General features: G+C 64.7%; 20 protein-coding genes, 1 pseudogene and 1 CRISPR repeat array. Of the genes and pseudogenes, 10 read left to right on the top strand and 11 right to left on the bottom strand.

Annotated elements, in window-relative coordinates; translation table 11 throughout:
* The first annotated feature begins 54 nt into the window (after positions 1 to 54).
* The 5 genes from ON32_RS11170 (at position 55) to ON32_RS11150 (ending at position 5,399) form a co-directional block, all read left to right on the top strand.
* On the top strand, positions 55 to 945 hold the full coding sequence (locus ON32_RS11170) for an SDR family NAD(P)-dependent oxidoreductase (RefSeq protein WP_040790801.1): 891 nt from the start codon (positions 55 to 57) through the stop codon (positions 943 to 945).
* The gene (locus ON32_RS11165; RefSeq protein WP_040790868.1) at positions 945 to 1,826 is read left to right on the top strand and encodes an SDR family NAD(P)-dependent oxidoreductase; all 882 of its coding nucleotides are present in this window, start codon (positions 945 to 947) and stop codon (positions 1,824 to 1,826) included. Before ON32_RS11170 ends, ON32_RS11165 begins: the two co-directional genes overlap by 1 nt.
* Entirely contained in the window at positions 1,823 to 3,796 is a 1,974-nt protein-coding gene (locus tag ON32_RS11160) for a flavin-containing monooxygenase (RefSeq protein WP_040790800.1), read from the top strand. Before ON32_RS11165 ends, ON32_RS11160 begins: the two co-directional genes overlap by 4 nt.
* A gap of 315 nt (positions 3,797 to 4,111) precedes the next feature.
* Positions 4,112 to 4,372, top strand: a complete 261-nt coding sequence (locus tag ON32_RS11155; RefSeq protein ID WP_051133124.1) for a hypothetical protein — start codon at positions 4,112 to 4,114, stop codon at positions 4,370 to 4,372.
* A gap of 160 nt (positions 4,373 to 4,532) precedes the next feature.
* Positions 4,533 to 5,399 (top strand): alpha/beta fold hydrolase, encoded by an 867-nt coding sequence (locus ON32_RS11150; protein ID WP_040790799.1) that lies wholly within the window; start codon positions 4,533 to 4,535, stop codon positions 5,397 to 5,399.
* On the opposite strand, the gene ON32_RS11145 is transcribed toward ON32_RS11150, so the two are convergent.
* Together ON32_RS11145 and ON32_RS11140 are read right to left on the bottom strand one after the other, a co-directional pair.
* Entirely contained in the window at positions 5,379 to 6,098 is a 720-nt protein-coding gene (locus tag ON32_RS11145) for a Dabb family protein (RefSeq protein ID WP_051133123.1), read from the bottom strand. The two genes, ON32_RS11150 and ON32_RS11145, sit on opposite strands and share 21 nt — an antisense overlap.
* On the bottom strand, positions 6,091 to 6,438 hold the full coding sequence (locus tag ON32_RS11140) for a hypothetical protein (RefSeq protein ID WP_040790798.1): 348 nt from the start codon (positions 6,436 to 6,438) through the stop codon (positions 6,091 to 6,093). The genes ON32_RS11145 and ON32_RS11140 overlap by 8 nt, the downstream gene beginning before the upstream one ends.
* A gap of 92 nt (positions 6,439 to 6,530) precedes the next feature.
* Between ON32_RS11140 and ON32_RS11135 the strand changes: the two genes are divergently transcribed.
* On the top strand, positions 6,531 to 7,199 hold the full coding sequence (locus ON32_RS11135) for a PadR family transcriptional regulator (protein WP_040790797.1): 669 nt from the start codon (positions 6,531 to 6,533) through the stop codon (positions 7,197 to 7,199).
* A 15-nt stretch (positions 7,200 to 7,214) separates the two neighbouring features.
* Here ON32_RS11135 and ON32_RS11130 read toward each other — a convergent pair whose 3' ends face one another.
* Complete coding sequence (locus tag ON32_RS11130) at positions 7,215 to 7,994, bottom strand: IclR family transcriptional regulator (protein ID WP_051133138.1); 780 nt, start codon at positions 7,992 to 7,994, stop codon at positions 7,215 to 7,217.
* A gap of 223 nt (positions 7,995 to 8,217) precedes the next feature.
* Here ON32_RS11130 and ON32_RS11125 point away from each other — a divergent pair, with 223 nt between their 5' ends.
* The gene (locus ON32_RS11125; RefSeq protein WP_245550957.1) at positions 8,218 to 9,930 is read left to right on the top strand and encodes a 3-ketosteroid-delta-1-dehydrogenase; all 1,713 of its coding nucleotides are present in this window, start codon (positions 8,218 to 8,220) and stop codon (positions 9,928 to 9,930) included.
* 112 nt (positions 9,931 to 10,042) lie between these two features.
* On the opposite strand, the gene ON32_RS11120 is transcribed toward ON32_RS11125, so the two are convergent.
* The 4 genes from ON32_RS11120 to ON32_RS28815 form a co-directional block, all read right to left on the bottom strand.
* Entirely contained in the window at positions 10,043 to 10,312 is a 270-nt protein-coding gene (locus ON32_RS11120) for a hypothetical protein (protein WP_040790795.1), read from the bottom strand.
* The gene (locus tag ON32_RS11115; RefSeq protein WP_040790794.1) at positions 10,309 to 11,457 is read right to left on the bottom strand and encodes a 3-ketosteroid-9-alpha-monooxygenase, oxygenase component; all 1,149 of its coding nucleotides are present in this window, start codon (positions 11,455 to 11,457) and stop codon (positions 10,309 to 10,311) included. Before ON32_RS11115 ends, ON32_RS11120 begins: the two co-directional genes overlap by 4 nt.
* Positions 11,458 to 11,566: 109 nt before the next feature.
* Positions 11,567 to 11,692: a hypothetical protein gene (locus ON32_RS30520; RefSeq protein ID WP_281032226.1), complete on the bottom strand. Its 126-nt coding sequence runs from the start codon at positions 11,690 to 11,692 to the stop codon at positions 11,567 to 11,569.
* Complete coding sequence (locus tag ON32_RS28815; protein WP_157224163.1) at positions 11,689 to 11,847, bottom strand: hypothetical protein; 159 nt, start codon at positions 11,845 to 11,847, stop codon at positions 11,689 to 11,691. The genes ON32_RS30520 and ON32_RS28815 overlap by 4 nt, the downstream gene beginning before the upstream one ends.
* A gap of 353 nt (positions 11,848 to 12,200) precedes the next feature.
* On the opposite strand from ON32_RS28815, the gene ON32_RS11110 reads away from it, so the two are divergent.
* Entirely contained in the window at positions 12,201 to 12,452 is a 252-nt protein-coding gene (locus ON32_RS11110) for a hypothetical protein (protein WP_040790793.1), read from the top strand.
* A gap of 503 nt (positions 12,453 to 12,955) precedes the next feature.
* Positions 12,956 to 13,411 (top strand): hypothetical protein, encoded by a 456-nt coding sequence (locus ON32_RS11100; protein WP_040790792.1) that lies wholly within the window; start codon positions 12,956 to 12,958, stop codon positions 13,409 to 13,411.
* 147 nt (positions 13,412 to 13,558) lie between these two features.
* Here the strand turns inward: ON32_RS11100 and ON32_RS30015 are convergent, their stop codons facing one another.
* The gene (locus ON32_RS30015) at positions 13,559 to 13,816 is read right to left on the bottom strand and encodes a helix-turn-helix domain-containing protein (protein WP_245550956.1); all 258 of its coding nucleotides are present in this window, start codon (positions 13,814 to 13,816) and stop codon (positions 13,559 to 13,561) included.
* A 55-nt stretch (positions 13,817 to 13,871) separates the two neighbouring features.
* Positions 13,872 to 14,207 (bottom strand): annotated as a pseudogene (locus tag ON32_RS30830) (recombinase family protein); the annotation flags it as partial.
* A gap of 212 nt (positions 14,208 to 14,419) precedes the next feature.
* Here ON32_RS30830 and ON32_RS11090 point away from each other — a divergent pair.
* The gene (locus ON32_RS11090; protein ID WP_157224162.1) at positions 14,420 to 14,710 is read left to right on the top strand and encodes a hypothetical protein; all 291 of its coding nucleotides are present in this window, start codon (positions 14,420 to 14,422) and stop codon (positions 14,708 to 14,710) included.
* Positions 14,711 to 14,763: 53 nt separating this feature from the next.
* Here the strand turns inward: ON32_RS11090 and ON32_RS11085 are convergent, their stop codons facing one another.
* Together ON32_RS11085 and ON32_RS28810 are read right to left on the bottom strand one after the other, a co-directional pair.
* Positions 14,764 to 15,810, bottom strand: a complete 1,047-nt coding sequence (locus ON32_RS11085; RefSeq protein WP_051133122.1) for a tyrosine-type recombinase/integrase — start codon at positions 15,808 to 15,810, stop codon at positions 14,764 to 14,766.
* The gene (locus tag ON32_RS28810) at positions 15,807 to 16,253 is read right to left on the bottom strand and encodes a hypothetical protein (RefSeq protein WP_157224161.1); all 447 of its coding nucleotides are present in this window, start codon (positions 16,251 to 16,253) and stop codon (positions 15,807 to 15,809) included. Before ON32_RS28810 ends, ON32_RS11085 begins: the two co-directional genes overlap by 4 nt.
* Before the next feature lie 521 nt (positions 16,254 to 16,774).
* Positions 16,775 to 17,076: a CRISPR direct-repeat array (repeat unit 31 nt; unit sequence GTTGCCAACCCTCGTAGGGCCGATGAGGACC).
* Positions 17,077 to 17,117: the final 41 nt, after the last annotated feature.

The following is a 17,117-nucleotide window of genomic DNA, read 5'->3' as shown; positions in this document are numbered from 1 at the left end:
CACCGGTCGGCGGTTACCGAAGTGGACGCGGAACCAGTGAGCACGGAGAGGGATATGACGCAGCGATTGGTGGGCCGGACAGCCCTGGTGACCGGCAGCAGCCGTGGAATAGGCCGCGCGATTGCGCAGCGATTGGCGGCAGAGGGTGCGACGGTCGTGGTCACCGCCCGGTCGGCCGAGGCGCCCACACCGTCGATCCGGAACGGCCGGACCCATCTGCTGTCCGGTTCGCTGAGCGAAACGGTACAGGTGATCGAGAGCATCGGCGGTGAAGCGATCGCCATTCCCGCCGACCTCGAGGACGCCGAGCAGCGTGCCGGGCTGATCGGCAAGGTCGTCGAGGCGGCCGGCGGTATCGATATCCTGGTCAACAACGCGGGATTCGCCGACTACAGCGCGATCGCCGAGATGAGCGATGAGACCTTCGATCGCACGATCGAACACTATCTGAAGGTTCCGTTCGTACTCGGCCGCGCGGCGATCCCGCATATGCGCCGGCGGGGTGCGGGCTGGATCGTCAATATCGGATCCTCGACCGGTCTCGACCCGATCCGGCCGTTCCGGGAGTACAACAAGACCTCCGGCGATGTCGTCTACGCGTCCGCGAAAGCCGGTCTGCACCGGCTGACCCAGGGGCTGGCCGCGGAAGTGCTCGACGACGGTATCGCGGTCAACGCGGTGGGGCCGTCGACGGCGATCATGACACCGGGCGCGGCGGCACTGCTGCCGGATGGTTACGAAACGGAACCTGTCGAGTACCTCGCGCAGACGGTGTTGGAAATGTGCACGGTATCGGCGGCCGAACGCACCGGGCTGGTCGCGTTCAGCCTGCACTACCCGTACGCGACGAATACCCCGGTCATGTCGTTGGACGGACGTACCGAACTGCCGCGGCGGGAGCCACCGGCGTGGGCGAACCCGAACATCAGGCCGGAGGGCATCTGATGACCACCGCGAAGGAACGATTTGCGGCAGGGACCGCCGTGGTCACCGGTGCCGCGGCGGGGATCGGAAAAGGGCTGGTGCAGCGGCTCGGCGAGTACGGGATGTCGGTTGTCGTCGCCGATATCGACACCGGACGCGCCGCGGAGGTTGCGACGGAGATCATCGAAAAGGGCGGCCGTGCGGAAGGATTCGGCGTCGATGTCGCCGACGCAGCCCAGGTCGAGGCACTGGCGGCGACCGTCTTCGAGCGTTACGGCAGCGTGCAGCTGCTGATCAACAATGCCGGTATCGAATCACCCGGTCTGCTGTGGGAAATCGACCCACGGCGGTGGCAACGAGTGATGCAGGTCAATGTGGACGGTGTCTTCTACTGCCTGAAATCGTTCGTGCCGCGGATGATCGACGTCGGTACGCCGGCCTGCATCGCCAACCTCTCCTCGGTCGGCGGGCTCAACACCGTCGCGGTGCAATCGCCCTATATCGTCAGCAAATTCGCGGTACAGGCGATGACCGAATGCCTGCACCAGGATCTGACCATCGTGAATGCGCCGATCCAGGTCAGCGTGGTCGTACCACATTCCATCCGCAGTGAGATCTTCCTCGCCGCCCAGCGCGAGGCACCCACGACCAACCCCATCGCCAACGCCGTTTTCGCGGCCATGCAACGCGATAACGTCGAGAAGGGGCTGGACCCGCTCGATGCGGCCGCTCATATGCTCGAACAGATTGCCCGCGGGGATTTCTGGGTCTTCTCCGACGACGAGATGTGCACCGCGGCGACAACCCGGCGCGGCCGGCAGCTCATCGATCGGAACCCGCCCGCGAACCCACGCGATATGCTCGCCCGGATGGGCGTGCCGTTTCCGGAAGGCAGCTCATGACAGACATCATCGATGCCGGTATCGACGCCACCGTCGATCCGGAAACACTGCTGCACAACGCAATAGCGGTAGCCGACCCCGCGCCGTTGTTGATGTCGCTGGTGCACGCGACCGGTGATACCGGTCTGCTCGAGGAATTCGGTGCGCGGCTGACGATCACCGAACCCGGTAACCATTACCGCACCGGCACCCGCCCGACCACGCCGCCCGGGACCTACCCCGAAGACGTTGTGGCCGACATCCGGGCCCGCGCCCGCGAACTCCTCACTCCCGGGCTCGAACCGAAGCTGGGGGTGCCGGACGAGGAACTGTTCGGCCGGATGGCCACCGTGTGCACCTCGGAACGAGTGGACGCCGAGTTCCTCCCGCTACTGCTGGAACAGGCGGGCTTCGTGAAGGACCGGCGCCATGTGCCGGTGACCACCGCACCGCCCGCCGATTTCGAGGTCATCGTGATCGGTGCCGGAATGGTCGGTATCAACGCCGGAATCAAACTGGGCGAAGCCGGGTTCGGGTTCACCATCTTCGAGGAACGCGACGATATCGGCGGGACCTGGCACCGCAATACCTATCCCGGCGCGGCCGTCGATACTCCCAGCCACTACTACTCGTACTCGTTCGAACTGAATCCGCACTGGTCGAAGTACTATCCGACCGGTGTCGAATACCAGAATTATCTGCTCGACGTGGTCGAGAAGTACCGGTTGCGGGAGAACATCCGGTTCGGCACGCGAGTGCGGTCGGCCACATGGTCGAACGAGGAGAACCGGTGGGAGGTGGTGACCGAGGACCGAGCCGGCACGGTGCGTCACCATCGGGCCTGTGCGGTCGTCACCGCGCTCGGCATGCTCAACGCCCCGAATATCCCCGATGTACCCGGTATGGACACGTTCGCCGGCACGATCACCCACACCGCCGAATGGGATACCGATCTCGATCTGAGTGGCAAGCGTGTTGTCGTCCTGGGAACCGGCTGCACCGCGGTGCAGGTGGTGGCCGGTATCGTGGATCAGGTCGAATCGCTGGACGTGGTCGTCCGTAGCCCGCATTGGCTCGTCCCGGAGAAGACCGTCGGCGGGGAGGTGCCCGAGGGCGAGAAGTGGGCGATGGCCAACCTGCCCTTCTACGACCGGTGGTTCCGGCTCCGCACCTATTGGTTCGCCTCGGACAACCTGTACATGCTGCCCCGTATCGACAAAGAATGGGCCGCCACTCACGTATCGGCCTCACCTGCCAACGATATGGTGCTGAACACGGCACTGGAATACTTGCAGAAGAGTTTTCCGGATCGCCCCGACCTGATAGAGAAGCTCACCCCGGATTTCCGGCCGTACTCGAAACGGATCGTGAAAGACCCCGGGTTCTTCGCGGCACTGAACCGGGAGCATGTGAATCTGCACCGGGCCGCATTCCGGGAGATCACCCCGGACGGTGTGGTCACGACGGACGCAACGTTCATCCCCGCGGATGTGATCGTGCTCGCCACCGGGTTTCGGCTCCAGTTCACCACCGCGATCGATATCACCGGTCGGGACGGACGTACCCTGGCCGAGCTCTGGAAGGGCGGCGAGGACCCGAGGGCCTATCGAGGCGTGCAGGTATCGGGTTTCCCGAATCTGTTCATCACCGCCGGACCCAACTCGGCTCCGAACCACGGGGCCGGCCATAACATCACCGGTGAGGAACAGGTCCACTACATCATCGAATGCCTGCAGTACCTACTGGAGAACGAGTACGCCGCCATGGACGTGACCCAGTCGGCGCAAGACGAATACAACCGGCGAGTCGACGAAGCACTCGACGAGACCGTATGGGTGCATCCCGGCGCGGAGACCAACGGGTACTACCGCAACAGCGCCGGCCGAGCCGTCGTGCCCTGCCCGTGGCGCCTGGTCGACTACTGGACCCTGATGCGGGAACCGAATCCGGAAGACCTGACATTCATCTCGAACGGCAGCGCCGGAGAATGAACATGTGGAAGGTCGCCGGCCTGCTCCGGAGATCCTTCTCAGCGGATCGGAACATATTCGTCCGGGGACCCGGTCCGCGACGAGCTCGTCGCGTTCCCGCCCAACGGGCTTCGGCCGTCTCGGGCCGGCGGTTCTTGCCCGCGGCTCGGTGGCTCCCCTCGCCGCGGCTTCGCCGGTGTAATCGAATCGGCCGTTCCGGCCATCGGGAGGTACACGCCTTACCGGCGGGGGAGCCGATACGGTCGCATGCGAGAGCATGCCGAGTGGCAGGAGCGCTCATATGACAGGTGAACCCGGTGAACAGGGGTGGAAGCGATGACCATGCGACCGCTTGCCTGCGACAGGTGTGGCAACCGAGTGCTGGCGGAAAAGTTCAGCCCCGCCCATACCGCGGTGCAATGGATTTCCGATCCCCGGGAATGCCCGGTGATCACGGCCCGCGGCATGGGTATCGGCGACCGGGAACGTGGATGCGAGGACCTGCATCGCAGTATCGATCGCGCCGTGCGCGAGCACGTACTGCCCGAATCGCGGCTCGAGCTGCCACACGGTGAAGCAATTCCCAGACTGCACTGACCTGCCCCGACCTGCCCCGACCTGCACTGTCGCGAACTCCTGGCCCTGTGGTTCGTCGCCGCGGTAGTACCGAGAACATCGTGGCCGACCGGGACTTGCTGTGCCGCTCATCGGGAGTCTGCGCCGACCCGGCCCCACGCCGGTGGCAGGCTCGGTAGCCATGAGTACCCCAGCCGATACCCGAACTGTTCCCGACTTGCGCGAGCTGCCCACCGAGCGTGGCGTCCTACGCTATCGCGAGGCCGGTGACGGCCCGCCCCTGCTGCTGTTGCACGGGTCCGGACCCGGTGTCACCGGGTGGCGCAATTTCGGTGGTAACTTCGCCACCTTCGCCGAGCACTATCGGACATTGGTGCTGGAACTGCCGGGATTCGGTGTCAGCGATGATTTCGGGGCGCTGCATCCGATGATGTCGGCCCGGCAGGCGGTCGCCGCATTCCTCGACGGGCTCGGGCTCGACCGGGTTCGCATCATCGGTAACTCGATGGGTGGTTTCGTGGCCACCGAGTTCGCGCTCGCCTCTCCGGATCGGGTGGAGCGGCTGGTCACGGTCGGTGGGATCGGCACACCGGTGCTCGGTCCACAGCCGGGGGAGGGGATCATTCGGCTCAGCGAGTTCGTCGACAACCCCACCCGTGAAGCGTTGGTGGCATGGTTGCGTTCGATGGTGTTCGACCAGGCACTGGTAACCGAGGAACTGATCGAGGAACGCTGGAAACAGGCCACCGATCCCGCGACGCTGGAGAACTCGCGCCGGATGTACAGCAGCGCGGCGCTGGCGCGGATGGCCGCGGCCGCCCGCAATGTGGATACCACACCGACCTGGGCCAAACTGGGCGGACTCTCGGTGCCGACCCTGGTCACGTGGGGACGTGACGATCGGGTCAGCCCTGTCGATATGGCGTTGCTACCGATGCGCACCCTCCGCAACGGCGAGGTGCACATCTTTCCCAACTGCGGCCATTGGGTGATGATCGAGCAGAAGGAAGCCTGGGAGGCCACCGTCCTAGCCTTCCTCCGCCGCTGACGCGGGATCGCCGGCCACTGACGACGCCGATTCCGGTGCCGGTGCTATCACCGGCTCCGGAATCGCGCAGAAGCTGTGACAGATACGATCTTTGACGATTTGATCGGGGCTTTCAGGGTCGAACCACCGGTCCACCAGAGCCCAGTGCACGGGATGGTTCATATAGGGGCCGAGCAGGCCCTCCACATCGGCGAATTCCTGCTCCCAGACATGCGTCCATCGGGAGGTGCCCGCGGCGCGCTCGACGCGGCTGAGTTGCCACGCCTGGATGGCCGGTACATGGTGCGGCATTTGCAGGGTCGCGTGTTCGAACCGGGCGATTTCCGCCGGTGTGGCCGCGTCGTCCACACGCAATAACAAGGTCCGGTAGACCGTCGACGGGTTCGCGTCGCGGCGGCGGCCGGTGCGGCCGTCGCCGACACGGCCACCGGGGTATTCGACGGAGTCGATGTGGTCGATGGCCGGGCAGACCATGGTCTCGTGTACCGCCTCGCGACCGGACAGCCAGTCGGCTTTCGAGGTGAACCGGAAATGCGCCAGCAGGTCGCCGCCGTTGCGTACTCCCGGCAGCGTCCGGGCGACCAGCGGACGCTGCGCTCCCACCGCTTCCGCCGCCGCGGTGATGCGTTTGACGATCATCTCCGTGGTCATGGTGTCGGCGGGGTCCGCAAGACGTAGCAGACAGGTCACCTTATACATCGCACAGTCCTTCCACATCCTCGGCGCGGCTCGCCATTGACCGGGTTCGTTCGACGATCATCGGTGCCATCGATTCCCACCACCGGGCCGGTTCGGGGTCGTGACGAGCGCCGACCGCTGCCACCCACCAGGCTCTCGGGCCCGGGACCGTCCAGGTGGCGGTGACGGTGTTGCATTCACCGTCTATCCAGGCCGGTGGGCTTACCAGAATCCGATCGAGCGTCAGCCCCCGTTCGCGGGCTCGCGGTACATAGCCGCTGAGATAGGCGTCGATGAAGGCGCGTGCGCTACCGGGCGTGAGCACGATCCGATCGATGATGAAGATGGTGCGGTCGTCCATGTTCCGAACCTAAGCGCTACCGTCCGGGCCGGTGCCGGTGTCTCCCGGTGGTCGGGAGTTCCGCCGCGGGATGCCTTGTAGGCTGCACGATCATGGCCGCCGACCCCGATTCCTACCCCAATCTGCCCGCGACCAGTTGGGCCGTCCTGGGCATGTTGTCCTTCGGCGAGGAGCTGACCGGCAACGATCTGAAGAAATGGGCGGATTGGAGTATCGGATTCTTCTATTGGAGCCCGTCGGTGAGCCAGGTGTACGGCGCGTTGGAAAAACTCGAGGAGCTCGAGTTGGTGCAGTCCCATGTGGTCGCCGATGAGGGAGCGCGCGGCCGGCGGCTCTACCGGATCACCGACCGCGGCCTGCGCGCATTGCGGAACTGGTCGCGTGATGCCGAGGTCGATATGCCGGTGCTCAAACACGGTGTGATGCTTCGGCTTTGGATGGGCCATCTGCACGACCCCGACCAGTTGAAGTCGATCGTGCGCAGGCATATCGAGAATCTGCGCGAGCGGGCCCAGCGGGCGCAGGTACACGCCGACCACTCCGAGCCGGAACCCGGCTGGGCCTTTACCCAGATGAGCCTGCGCTGGTCGGAGCGGTACTTCGCGGCAGAAATACAACTGGCCGAGCAGCTGCTGGCCGAGATCGATGAGGTGGCCGCCCGGTATCGCGAATCGGCGGTGCGCGACGAGAACGATATGCCGATACCGCGGCAACCGGGTAGATGGCGCACGGTCGGCGAGGGTTCTTCCACCGACTCGTGACGACCGTGCGACGGTTCATCCCTCGGCGAGGACGCTCGGCGCGGTGGGTAATGCCCGCAGCATGTTGCGGCGCTGAAGTGTCGGAGTGACGCGTACCCCGGAGGAGGCGCTGCGCCAGATCGCGTTGGCGGCAAGTTGGACGGGGCTGGTCATTCGGCTGTCGAAGGTCAGCTTCGTCAAAGGCCCGCAGATCGACACCGCGGTCGTCGCTTCGCCGATCGGGCCGATAGGCGAAGCGATGCACCCGAAGCCGGGTACGACGGCGGTGCGATCGGTGGCGTAGCCGAGCTCGCGGATACGCGCATGTTCCGGACCGCTGCCGCCGTTGCAGGCCAGTAGCGCCTTGCCGAGCGCTGTGCGCGCGGCCGGCAGCCGGCCGCCCACCCGCGTCGGCACATGCGCGGCGAGCCTGCCCCCGATCTTGTCGAGGTACACGACATCGTTTCCATCGAGGACGGCGAGATGCACAACCATGCCGGTGGCTCGGTAGAGGTGGTGGAGGTGTTCGGCGGACGCGGCATGAATTCGGTCCTGGTGCACGGCGAGTGAACCGAGCTCGACCAGTCGGATGCCGAGACTGTAGCTGCGGCCTTCGCGACGTAACCAGCGCAACTGGACGAGTCGATCCAGCATTCGATGGGCGGAGGACCGGGGCAGGCCGGTGCGGAGGACCACTTCCGCCAGTCCGAGGCTCCCTTGGCCGTCGAAGGCGTCCAGTACGAGTGAGATGCGGTCGAGGATGGCGCTGGGGGTCGCGGCCGTACCGGTGTGCGTCTCCTGGGCGGTGATTGTCATGCTGGCTCCCTTGCCTACCTGCGCCATAGCTCTGACATGGCTATTTCTATTAGGAATGGTGCCATGGACCCGGTGGTATGTGAAGCAGATCACGAAGATTCGAGGTCGGGCGAGCTTCCCGCTCAATGGAAAGCCCGGCCGAGGCCCAGGGTTGGGCGGCTTACGTTTACCTGCACTTGTCGTCTCGATCGCACTGTGGAGCCCGGACCAGATGGTGAAGAGAATGCCCCCGCCAGTACCTGCCCACGACACGATCGTCGACCTTCTCGTCATCGGTTCGGGCACCGGTATGTCGGCCGCGCTCGCCGCGCACGAACTGGGATTGTCGGTGGTGATCGCCGAGAAGACGGCCTATGTCGGTGGGTCGACCGCGCGGTCGGGCGGGGCCTTCTGGATTCCGGGAAATTCGATCCTGCCGGAGCCGCGGGAACAAGGCGTGGCGGACGCCGGAACCTACTTGCGCGCTGTTGTCGGAGAGTCGGCCCCGGCCGAACGCGGCACCGCCTTCCTCGCACACGGCGCCGACACAGTGGCGATGCTGGAGCGGACCACGCCGATGCGGTTCTTCTGGGCCGAAGGCTATTCCGACTACCACCCCGAGAAACCCGGTGGCCGGGCCGAAGGCCGCACCTGTGAATGCCGCCCGTTCAACGCCTCGATACTCGGTGATCAGCGCCCGCGGCTGCGGCCGGGCGTGATGGAGGCGCCGATGCCGATACCCGTGACGGGCGCGGACTACAAATGGATGAATCTCGTGGCACGCAAACCGCTGAAGGCCCTGCCGCGCATTCTGCGCCGGGCCGCGGTCGGTATAGGCGGCATGCTCATCGGACGGGAATATCTGGCCGGCGGGCAGGCACTGGCGGCGGGTCTGTTCGCGGGTGTCCTGCGCGCGGGGGTGCCGATATGGACCGAGACGAGCCTGATGCGGCTGCTACGCGACGGGAGTCGGGTCGTGGGCGCCGTACTACGACAGGGCGAACGTGAGGTCGCGGTGTGGGCCCGTCGCGGTGTCGTACTGGCCGCCGGCGGTTTCGACCACGATATCGACGCCCGACACAAGTACCAGTCCCCGGCGCTCATCCCGCACGCGAGCCTCGGCTCCGAAGGCAATACCGGTGACGCCATCGACGCGGCGCAGGAACTCGGCGCCGGGACCGTCTCCATGGACCAGGCCTGGTGGTTCCCCGCATTCGCACCTCTGCCCGGCGGGGCGCCGGCCGTGATGCTCGCAGAACGCTCACTACCGGGTTCGTTCATCGTGGATCAGACCGGCCGGCGGTTCATCGACGAAGCCACCGACTACATGACCTTCGGACAGCAAGTCCTGGCCCGCGAACGGTCCGGGAATCCGGTGACGGAGATGTGGCTGGTCTTCGACCAGCGCTACCGCAACAGCTACATCATGGCCGGCGGTATCTTTCCCCGGCAGCCGATCCCGACGTCCTGGTTCGAGGCGGGGATCGCCCACCGCGCCGACGACCCGGCCGCACTCGCCCGAGCCATCGGTGTGCCGGTCGATACGTTCACCGCCACATTCACTCGGTTCAACGACTGTTCCGAGACCGGGTCCGACCCCGACTTCCAGCGTGGCGCAAGTGCTTACGACCGCTATTACGGTGATCCCACGGTGCGGCCGAACCCGAACCTGTCCGCCCTGCGAAAGCCACCGTACTACGCGGTGAAGATGGTTCTCAGCGACCTCGGGACCTGCGGCGGTGTCATCGCCGACGAGCATGCTCGGGTACTCCGGGAGGACAACAGCCCCATCGATGGTCTGTACGCCATCGGTAACACGGCGGGCAACGCCTTCGGTGCGACCTATCCCGGTGCCGGAGCCACCATCGGACAAGGTCTGGTCTACGGCTACATCGCCGCCCGGCATGCCGCGGCACGTGCCGCCGCGTGCGCCGGAACATCCACACCCGACAAGTAGTCGGCCGTTGCAGGACCGAGGGCGTGCTGCTCCGATCCGCCCGCGCCCAGTGCGGAGACGCGCCGGGTGACCACGTCGGGCACATCGACGGCCGGCGTGCCCGACGGTGTGGTCAGGCCGGGGTGTGCCCCACGACCGGCAGAGCGCCGGAGATGGTGGCATCCCGGATCGTCTCCTGCAACTGTGAGCACCCCGCCAGGGCCGGCCCCGACCTCGGCGCCGCGCCCAACTCCCGGCAGGTCGCCAGCGCCTCGGCATTCCACTGCACGCTGGTCTGGTGCCAACTGCTTTTGCGAACCAGCAGTTCGGCAGCGCACGCCCGGCACCGCAATGGCTGCATGGGGGTATCGAGCAGACGGTTGTCGATGCGGGCGGCGGTCATGATGCCGAACTCGTCGCATCGGCCTGCCGCGCGAGATTCTCCTCGATCTCCCGATTCCATGCCTCCAGTGGACGGGTGGTGTCGAGTTCGAACTCGAAACGGTCCACCATTTCGGGCCGGATATCGGCAACATCGACGTAGAACTGTTCGTACCAGCGCCGAAGCTGATACACGGGACCGTCCTCCTCGCACAGCAACGGATTGTCGATACGCGTCTTGTTCTTCCAGATCTCGACATCCTGCTCGAAACCGATCTTCACCCAATCGCCGAGTGCCACGGCGGCGCGCATCGCCTCCTCGTCGGGCAGCCCCGCGGATTTCTCGACGATGATGCCGTACTGCAGCACGAACGATTCGGAGTCGATCGGGTAGTGGCAGTTGAGTAGAACGGTCCGCTGGTCACCCTGTTCGTAGTGGTAGGTGAGATCGTCGATCATGAACGAGGGGCCGTAATAGGAGGCCACCGACGAGGTGCCGAGTATCTTCGGCTGTCCCTCGGGTGCCGGGAAGTCCGCCCGCGAGCCGCTCTTGAAGTACTGCGTGGCGATCGGACCTTCGAAAACGTTCTTGAAATACGTCGGCAGCGACCCGTGAATATAGAAGAAATGGGCCATATCGACGACATTATCGATGATCTCGCGGCAGTTCGTGTTCACCACCGTGGTGTACCAATGCCAGTCGGTCCACCCGTCGCTGCCCGCGCCCTCGATACGTGGAATGGCGGCGTCTTCGGTCGGCGGTTTGCCCTCCGGGTCGTTCCAGACGAACAGCATGCCGTCCTGTTCGAGCGTGGTCCACGCCCGGGTACGAGCCAACGGCGGGACCCGGCGGGCATAGGGAATCCGCTTACAGCGGCCGTCCCCGCCCCAGCGCCAATCGTGGAACGGGCACGCGATCTCGTCGCCCTTGACCTCGCCCTGGCCGAGATCACCGCCCATATGCCGGCAGTACGCATCGAGGACGTTGAGTGTGCCGTCGGTGCCGCGGAAGATGACGAGCTTGGTCCCGAAGGCCTGGAGAGTGTGCGGTTTTCCGGCAGTGAAGTCACGAAGCAGACCCAGACAGTGCCAGCCGCGGGCGAACCGCGTGGGCACGGCCCCGGCTTCGATTTGTCGAACGTCTCGATCCGGTTGTGTCGTTGTCATATCGGACTCTCCTCGAGCAATTGTGAAAGCGGGCTGGGGCACGGCGGAACGGCGGCTTTCACTACTTCTCGGTTGTATCAACTGCCGAAGCGGTGAACAGGGTCGCATTTCACTGACCGGACACTTCTTTCTGCGCAGGTGTCTCGGGAACGGGACGGTGGCCCGCCATCGCGACGCCGGTCACGCGGATGAGCAGTGCCCATTCCACGGCGGCATTGCGCTGCCGGCGCATCATCCTGCCATCGCCCGCCGCGGTATCGACGACTCCACCCGCCTGGGCGGCATCGTTGAAAGATCGAACGCGCCTTCGTCCGGCTCACCGGCTACCAGCACCTGGCCATCCGCCACGAACACCTGTTCGCGCTCTTTGCCGACCTTGCTGCCGCGCATCTGCTACGAGAGGCTCGCCGCATGAGAGATCGCCCAAATGCCGACCCGCCGTAGTGGATGCAGTGTCGACCGAACGCTCGGACGGGCGGGAGTTTCCGTGATACTCATGTCGCCACCCATCCGAAGCAGACGGAATTCGTCCTGTCCGGCCCCCAATCACGGATACCTTTGAGCACCTTCGTATCTCCGTGTAAGACCACTTCGACCGCCGTGCCTGGCGAAACAGGGGGTTTCCTCGAACCCGTACGCCCGTTGGGCATGCGCTGGATATGGCTCGTGCCACCGGGGTCGGTGATCTTCTTGTTGCTCGTGCTGTTGTGAGCCTCTTCCCGGATCGGGGATCACCAGAACTCATGGGCTCGCCCAAACAGATCGAGTGGGCCATCACGGTGCGTGCGGACAAGATCCGTGAAATGGAGAACAGCGCCATGCGGAGTATCGACCATGACTGGTGCCGCGAGATGATGCTGCGCGAGACCTCCGCCGGCACCTGGATCGACAGCCTCCGCCGGCCCCGGCGGGCCCGGTTCATCGGCAGCCTCACTCACGAGGAGCTGGAAGCGCTGAAAGCCACAGCCGTGCAGGACGCCGCCTTGGCGGAGTGAGCCGGCCGGGGCGATCCCTCTCCCCACACTCGATCGCCGAAGGTATCGGCCCGACCCGCGGCCCGTACGCGAACGCGCCGAACAAAAAGCTCGCGCGGTGCCGGAGAGACCGACTCTGTTCGACTTCGCGGTCTGAACGGACCGGTTCGGCGGCGGTCGGTGCTGCGCGCATGGCTCGATACCCGAAAAGCGTTGTGGCGGGAGTTCGGGATTCCGGTCACCAAGGAACTTCACACCACCGAGTACGTGAACGGGCGTGGCCGGATATCGAAGAATATCCCCGAGCGGCATATCCATGATGGCCACTAGTACTGGAAGGACTTCGGCCGGGAGGTGGCCCACAATTTTCTGGAGAAGCTGCGATGCACTGAAGGCCGGTCGTCGGCTCGGTGTACCGCAAGGGAAAACCGAAGCAACCGACATCAACCTTTGCAGAGCGTGGGTGGAAGGTGAAGCACTGCCATCCCGAGAAGGTGTGGAAGAAGTGACGGAGAGGTCTGTACGTGGACGACGATGACCGCCAGGTCTGGCAGATCACCGTGGGGCTCGGTGTTCCCGACGCGACGGAGAGAGAAAGCGAGGGAATCCATCCCGTGGCGCTGGCCCTCGAGGAGAGCGTCCACCGGATCCGGGGCGTGAACCGAATCCCCTGCTACACCGAGTTCGGGCCGGTCATGGATGTGATGATGTTCGCGCAGCGAGCGTTGGGCGACGACTACGACCCGGCCACAGCGCCGGTGGAGTGTTCGGTTGCGGTCTATGCGACCGATGAAGAACTCGACGAACTGGTCCGAGCGGTGGTGCAAGACCTCGGCGTCGACAAGGAGGGGTACTCCTCAACCGCAGGCCGGGCGGTGAGGTTGGGGCTGCGTCCTATCTCGCTGGAAGATCCGGCCAACAGCTTCTATCGGCATCTTGTCGACCAGTACGAGGATCAGGCTCGAGGAAGCCGGGGCTGAGCAAGGCCGGTTCGACATGCGGCGAACAATCCCGGCCGCAGAAAGGCCCCGGCGAGTAACCGTCGCCGGGGTCTTTTCGTATTCTTGTGCGAGTCTTGCCGGCTCTCGTTCTCGTTTCGCCGGCGGTTCTTGTGCCCTGCTCATGCCTCACCGGTCGAGAGGTGTGTTGCCTCCGCTCTTCTGAGTGAGCTCAGGGACGTACTTGTACGGCGTGGTTCGCGAGACCCCCAACAGTCGTGCGACCGAGGACACCGACTCATCGGGACGAGTCGGCAGCGTGCGGGCCTGTCGGATCTGCTCGGTGGACATGGTCGGTGGCCTGCCCAGCCGTTGTCCGCGGGCGCGTGCGGCGGCCAGGTCCTCGTAGGTGCCGTCGACGATCAGTTTCCGGATGAACTCGGCCAAGGCGACGAAGACCGGCCACGATCGTGATCAGGTCTTGCAGGCTGCGGCCGAGCCGGTCCGGGGAGGTGACCATGAGGGTGTCGCCGGCGCGTATGTAGTTCAGGCAGGCGGCGAGTTCTTCGCGTTCGGCGTTCTTCCCGGATTTCTTGTCGGCGAAGGTTTTCTTGTATCCGGCTGTCTTCAGGGCGTGAGGCCGGCGGTCGAGGTTCTGGTCCCGGGTCGATATGCGGGCGTATCCGATCAGTGCTCCTCCCCGGTCGATCGGGTCCAGGGCATCGCCGTCGAGGGAGAGCGGTTCGAGTGCATCGGTGTCCGTCACCCGCTCATCGTGCAGAAAAGAGTGTTTCGTTATTAGGGTGAACCTGCGCGAAGACGTCGTCACCAATCGCATCGATGCCTGGTTGGTCGGTTTGTTCGACCATAAGCATTGCAAGACCGCCATTGCCACGGTGCTCGACGCCACAACGATGAGGACACCGATTCCGGCAGCAGATGCCGAGCCGTCGTGTCCGACCGTCGTGTCCTCGATGTCGAGGCTCGCCTGTCCCGGCACCTGTCCGTCGTCGAGGTGCGGCCGGTCTGCAAGCGCTGGTGGCGCGATGAATGATGAATATCGCCCAGGCCGACAAGGTTGCCGCCGAAGCCGAACTCGATCGACTACCCAAGGCCCACCGATTCACCGAAACTGAGATCCGCAAACTCGTCGACGCCCTCGGTGACATCAGAGCGGCCCTCGCCGCGGGCCATCCAACAGATAAGGCCCAGCTCTATCAGAGTCTGGGCCTTCGGGCGCGCTACCAACGCTCACGCAATCGTTCGCTCACGCAATCGTTGGTGCCAACCCCTGTGGGGTTAGCGCTGGTGTCCGGAGGGGGACCAGAACACTGGAATTGAGGCAGTTTTGCACACATTTGGTGTGCATGTCGTCACCATACACGATCCAGCGGCTACTCCTTGTCTCCAATGCCAATACTCCTGTCCTTGGGTTCGGTGCGAGCGAGGGGGTGTGGTTGCCCGGTGACTGCTACCAGCGCGTCGGCGCATTCGACCAGGGACGCCTTGGTATAGATCGGTGTGGCGGTCGTCCCGGGATCTCGGTGCGCCGCGTATCGACGCGCGACCGCTTCGCCGTAGAGGCGTTCGACGAAGGTCAGGGTCGTGTGCCGCAGCCAGTGCACGGTCACCCCTTTCGCCTCGGCCCAGGCGAGGTGACGGTGGAAGCGATTGTGCAGGTTGTCGTAGCGCCGATCGGTGATCGGGTTACCGGAGCGGGTCCGCAGAACCCGGTGCCCGGCCGCGCTTTCGGCACCGCCTCGGTTCCTCACGTGTTCGATCAACCGCTGCATGAGCAGGGGAGTGATCGGATGCCAGGTCTGCACCCCACCCTTGTGATGCAGCAGAACCGTGCAGTCCTCGGGACTGAGATCGTCCACCCGCAGCCGGATCGCCGCCTGTCGCCGGCACGCGGTCTCGATGTGCAATCGCACGATGAGCGCATCCAGCTCGACGTCATTACCCGTTTGAGAGGCGACGCGACCCAGCTCGGAGACCTGTTCGGCAGTCAGCGCGTGACGGGTGCTTTCCAGCTTGCGGGGCATGGGGACCTTGAGCGCGGGGTTTGCCGACGGGGCGATCAAATCGTCCATCTCGGCCAACCGATACAAACGCCTCACCCCGTGCAGGAAGTTCCGCGCCGCGGCGCTGCCCCCGCGCCAGTTCGACCTGACCACGGCCCCGGCCTGGTAGCGGTTCATCAGCTGGAGAATCTCTGTCGGGGTCGGCTCGTCCACACGGCGAGCACCCCACTCCTGAGCGATAACCTGCCAGTACCTGCTATAGCTTTCTCGCTGCAGAGGTGACACGGTGGCCAGCACACGCGGGACGAACTCACCGAACGTGGGCGTTGCGTCGAGTGATGCCGAATTACTGGGAGTGATAGTCAACCCCAACCTGGAGATGGTCCGGAGTAGCTCGGCGACTTCCTCGTCCTTCATCGCCGTATCCGCCAGACTTCTGGGCGGTAGGACCACAACGCCGCAGCCAACGCTCGTGGCGGATACATCACCAGGAGCTCGTCGTCGACAGAGGCGGCGAGGAACACCCGGTCGCCCGCATACAGCCGGCACCGGTTCCGGATGTCGGCCGCCAGGAAGAGGAAACCGTGTTGCTGCAAGGGTCGGCCTTCGCGTGATCGTCGAACTGTGACCACATCGCCTTCCACAGTTGTCGAAAGCGGTAGCCCTACTGTCCATCCCAGTGCCCGGATCACGGATCTGGCGGCAAGACGTCCGCGACCATCGATGGTGGTGGCTGCAAAGCGCAGGTTCCCTGCCGCTCCTACCTCGGTCGTGGCGGGGAAGGCGAAGCCGGACGCCGGCACCTCTGCGGCGGATGGATGCAAGTCCGCAGGCCGGTACAAGCCTTCGAACAGCTGCACGGAGGACATAGGCATGAACGGGCATTGCGGCATTCCGGGTTCATCAGTGGCCGATGGACCCTCATTTCCCGGAGCTTGGCCGGTCACCAGGGGGCTCCAGAAGGGATCGCAACAGCCGGATACGAGACGGTGCGCCTCTCGCTGACCCGATAATTCCGTCGTATCGGCCCGTATGCAGCCGCCGATAGGGTGGTGCGTTGACGGCGCCTGATACTTGAGGTCTCATGCTCTGGCCGAGCTGAGCTTACTGCCAGAGCGTCGGGGCTAAACCGATGATCGAGGAGATGGGGCATAGGACACCGCCTTCAGGTCCTGCCTGCTGATTCTCCCTATAACCATGAAACCGCAACACCGGTCCACGCGCCACCTTTGATGGGTCTATCTCGGTAACGAATCCTCTCTGTATCAATCCTGTGTATAAAACTGACGGAGATGCTTGGCACTCGGAACCATTGAACCGTAGGGAGATTCGGGTGAGCGAGCCGATGAGGACCCCGGACTCGGGTCCGAAGGTCCGGACTGTTGCCAACCCTCGTAGGGCCGATGAGGACCGCAGCAGTTCGTCGCGGATGCGAGTGAGCACTCCGGTCGTTGCCAACCCTCGTAGGGCCGATGAGGACCCCACCGCCATCGGTGCCCGGGTCCGGCTGACCATCCTGTTGCCAACCCTCGTAGGGCCGATGAGGACGGGTCTCCACATGGAACGCGCGCTGGTGCGCCTGGTGTTGCCAACCCTCGTAGGGCCGATGAGGACCCGTCACAAACGAAAGAGGTACAGCAGATGAGCACCAGGTTGCCAACCCTCGTAGGGCCGATGAGGACCAATCCCCGGACTGCCCCAACCACACGGCAAAGCCAGGTTGC

The organism is Nocardia paucivorans NBRC 100373 (genome assembly GCF_000308675.1).
Taxonomy (GTDB): domain Bacteria; phylum Actinomycetota; class Actinomycetes; order Mycobacteriales; family Mycobacteriaceae; genus Nocardia; species Nocardia paucivorans.
This window is presented reverse-complemented; position numbering and strand designations above follow the sequence as displayed.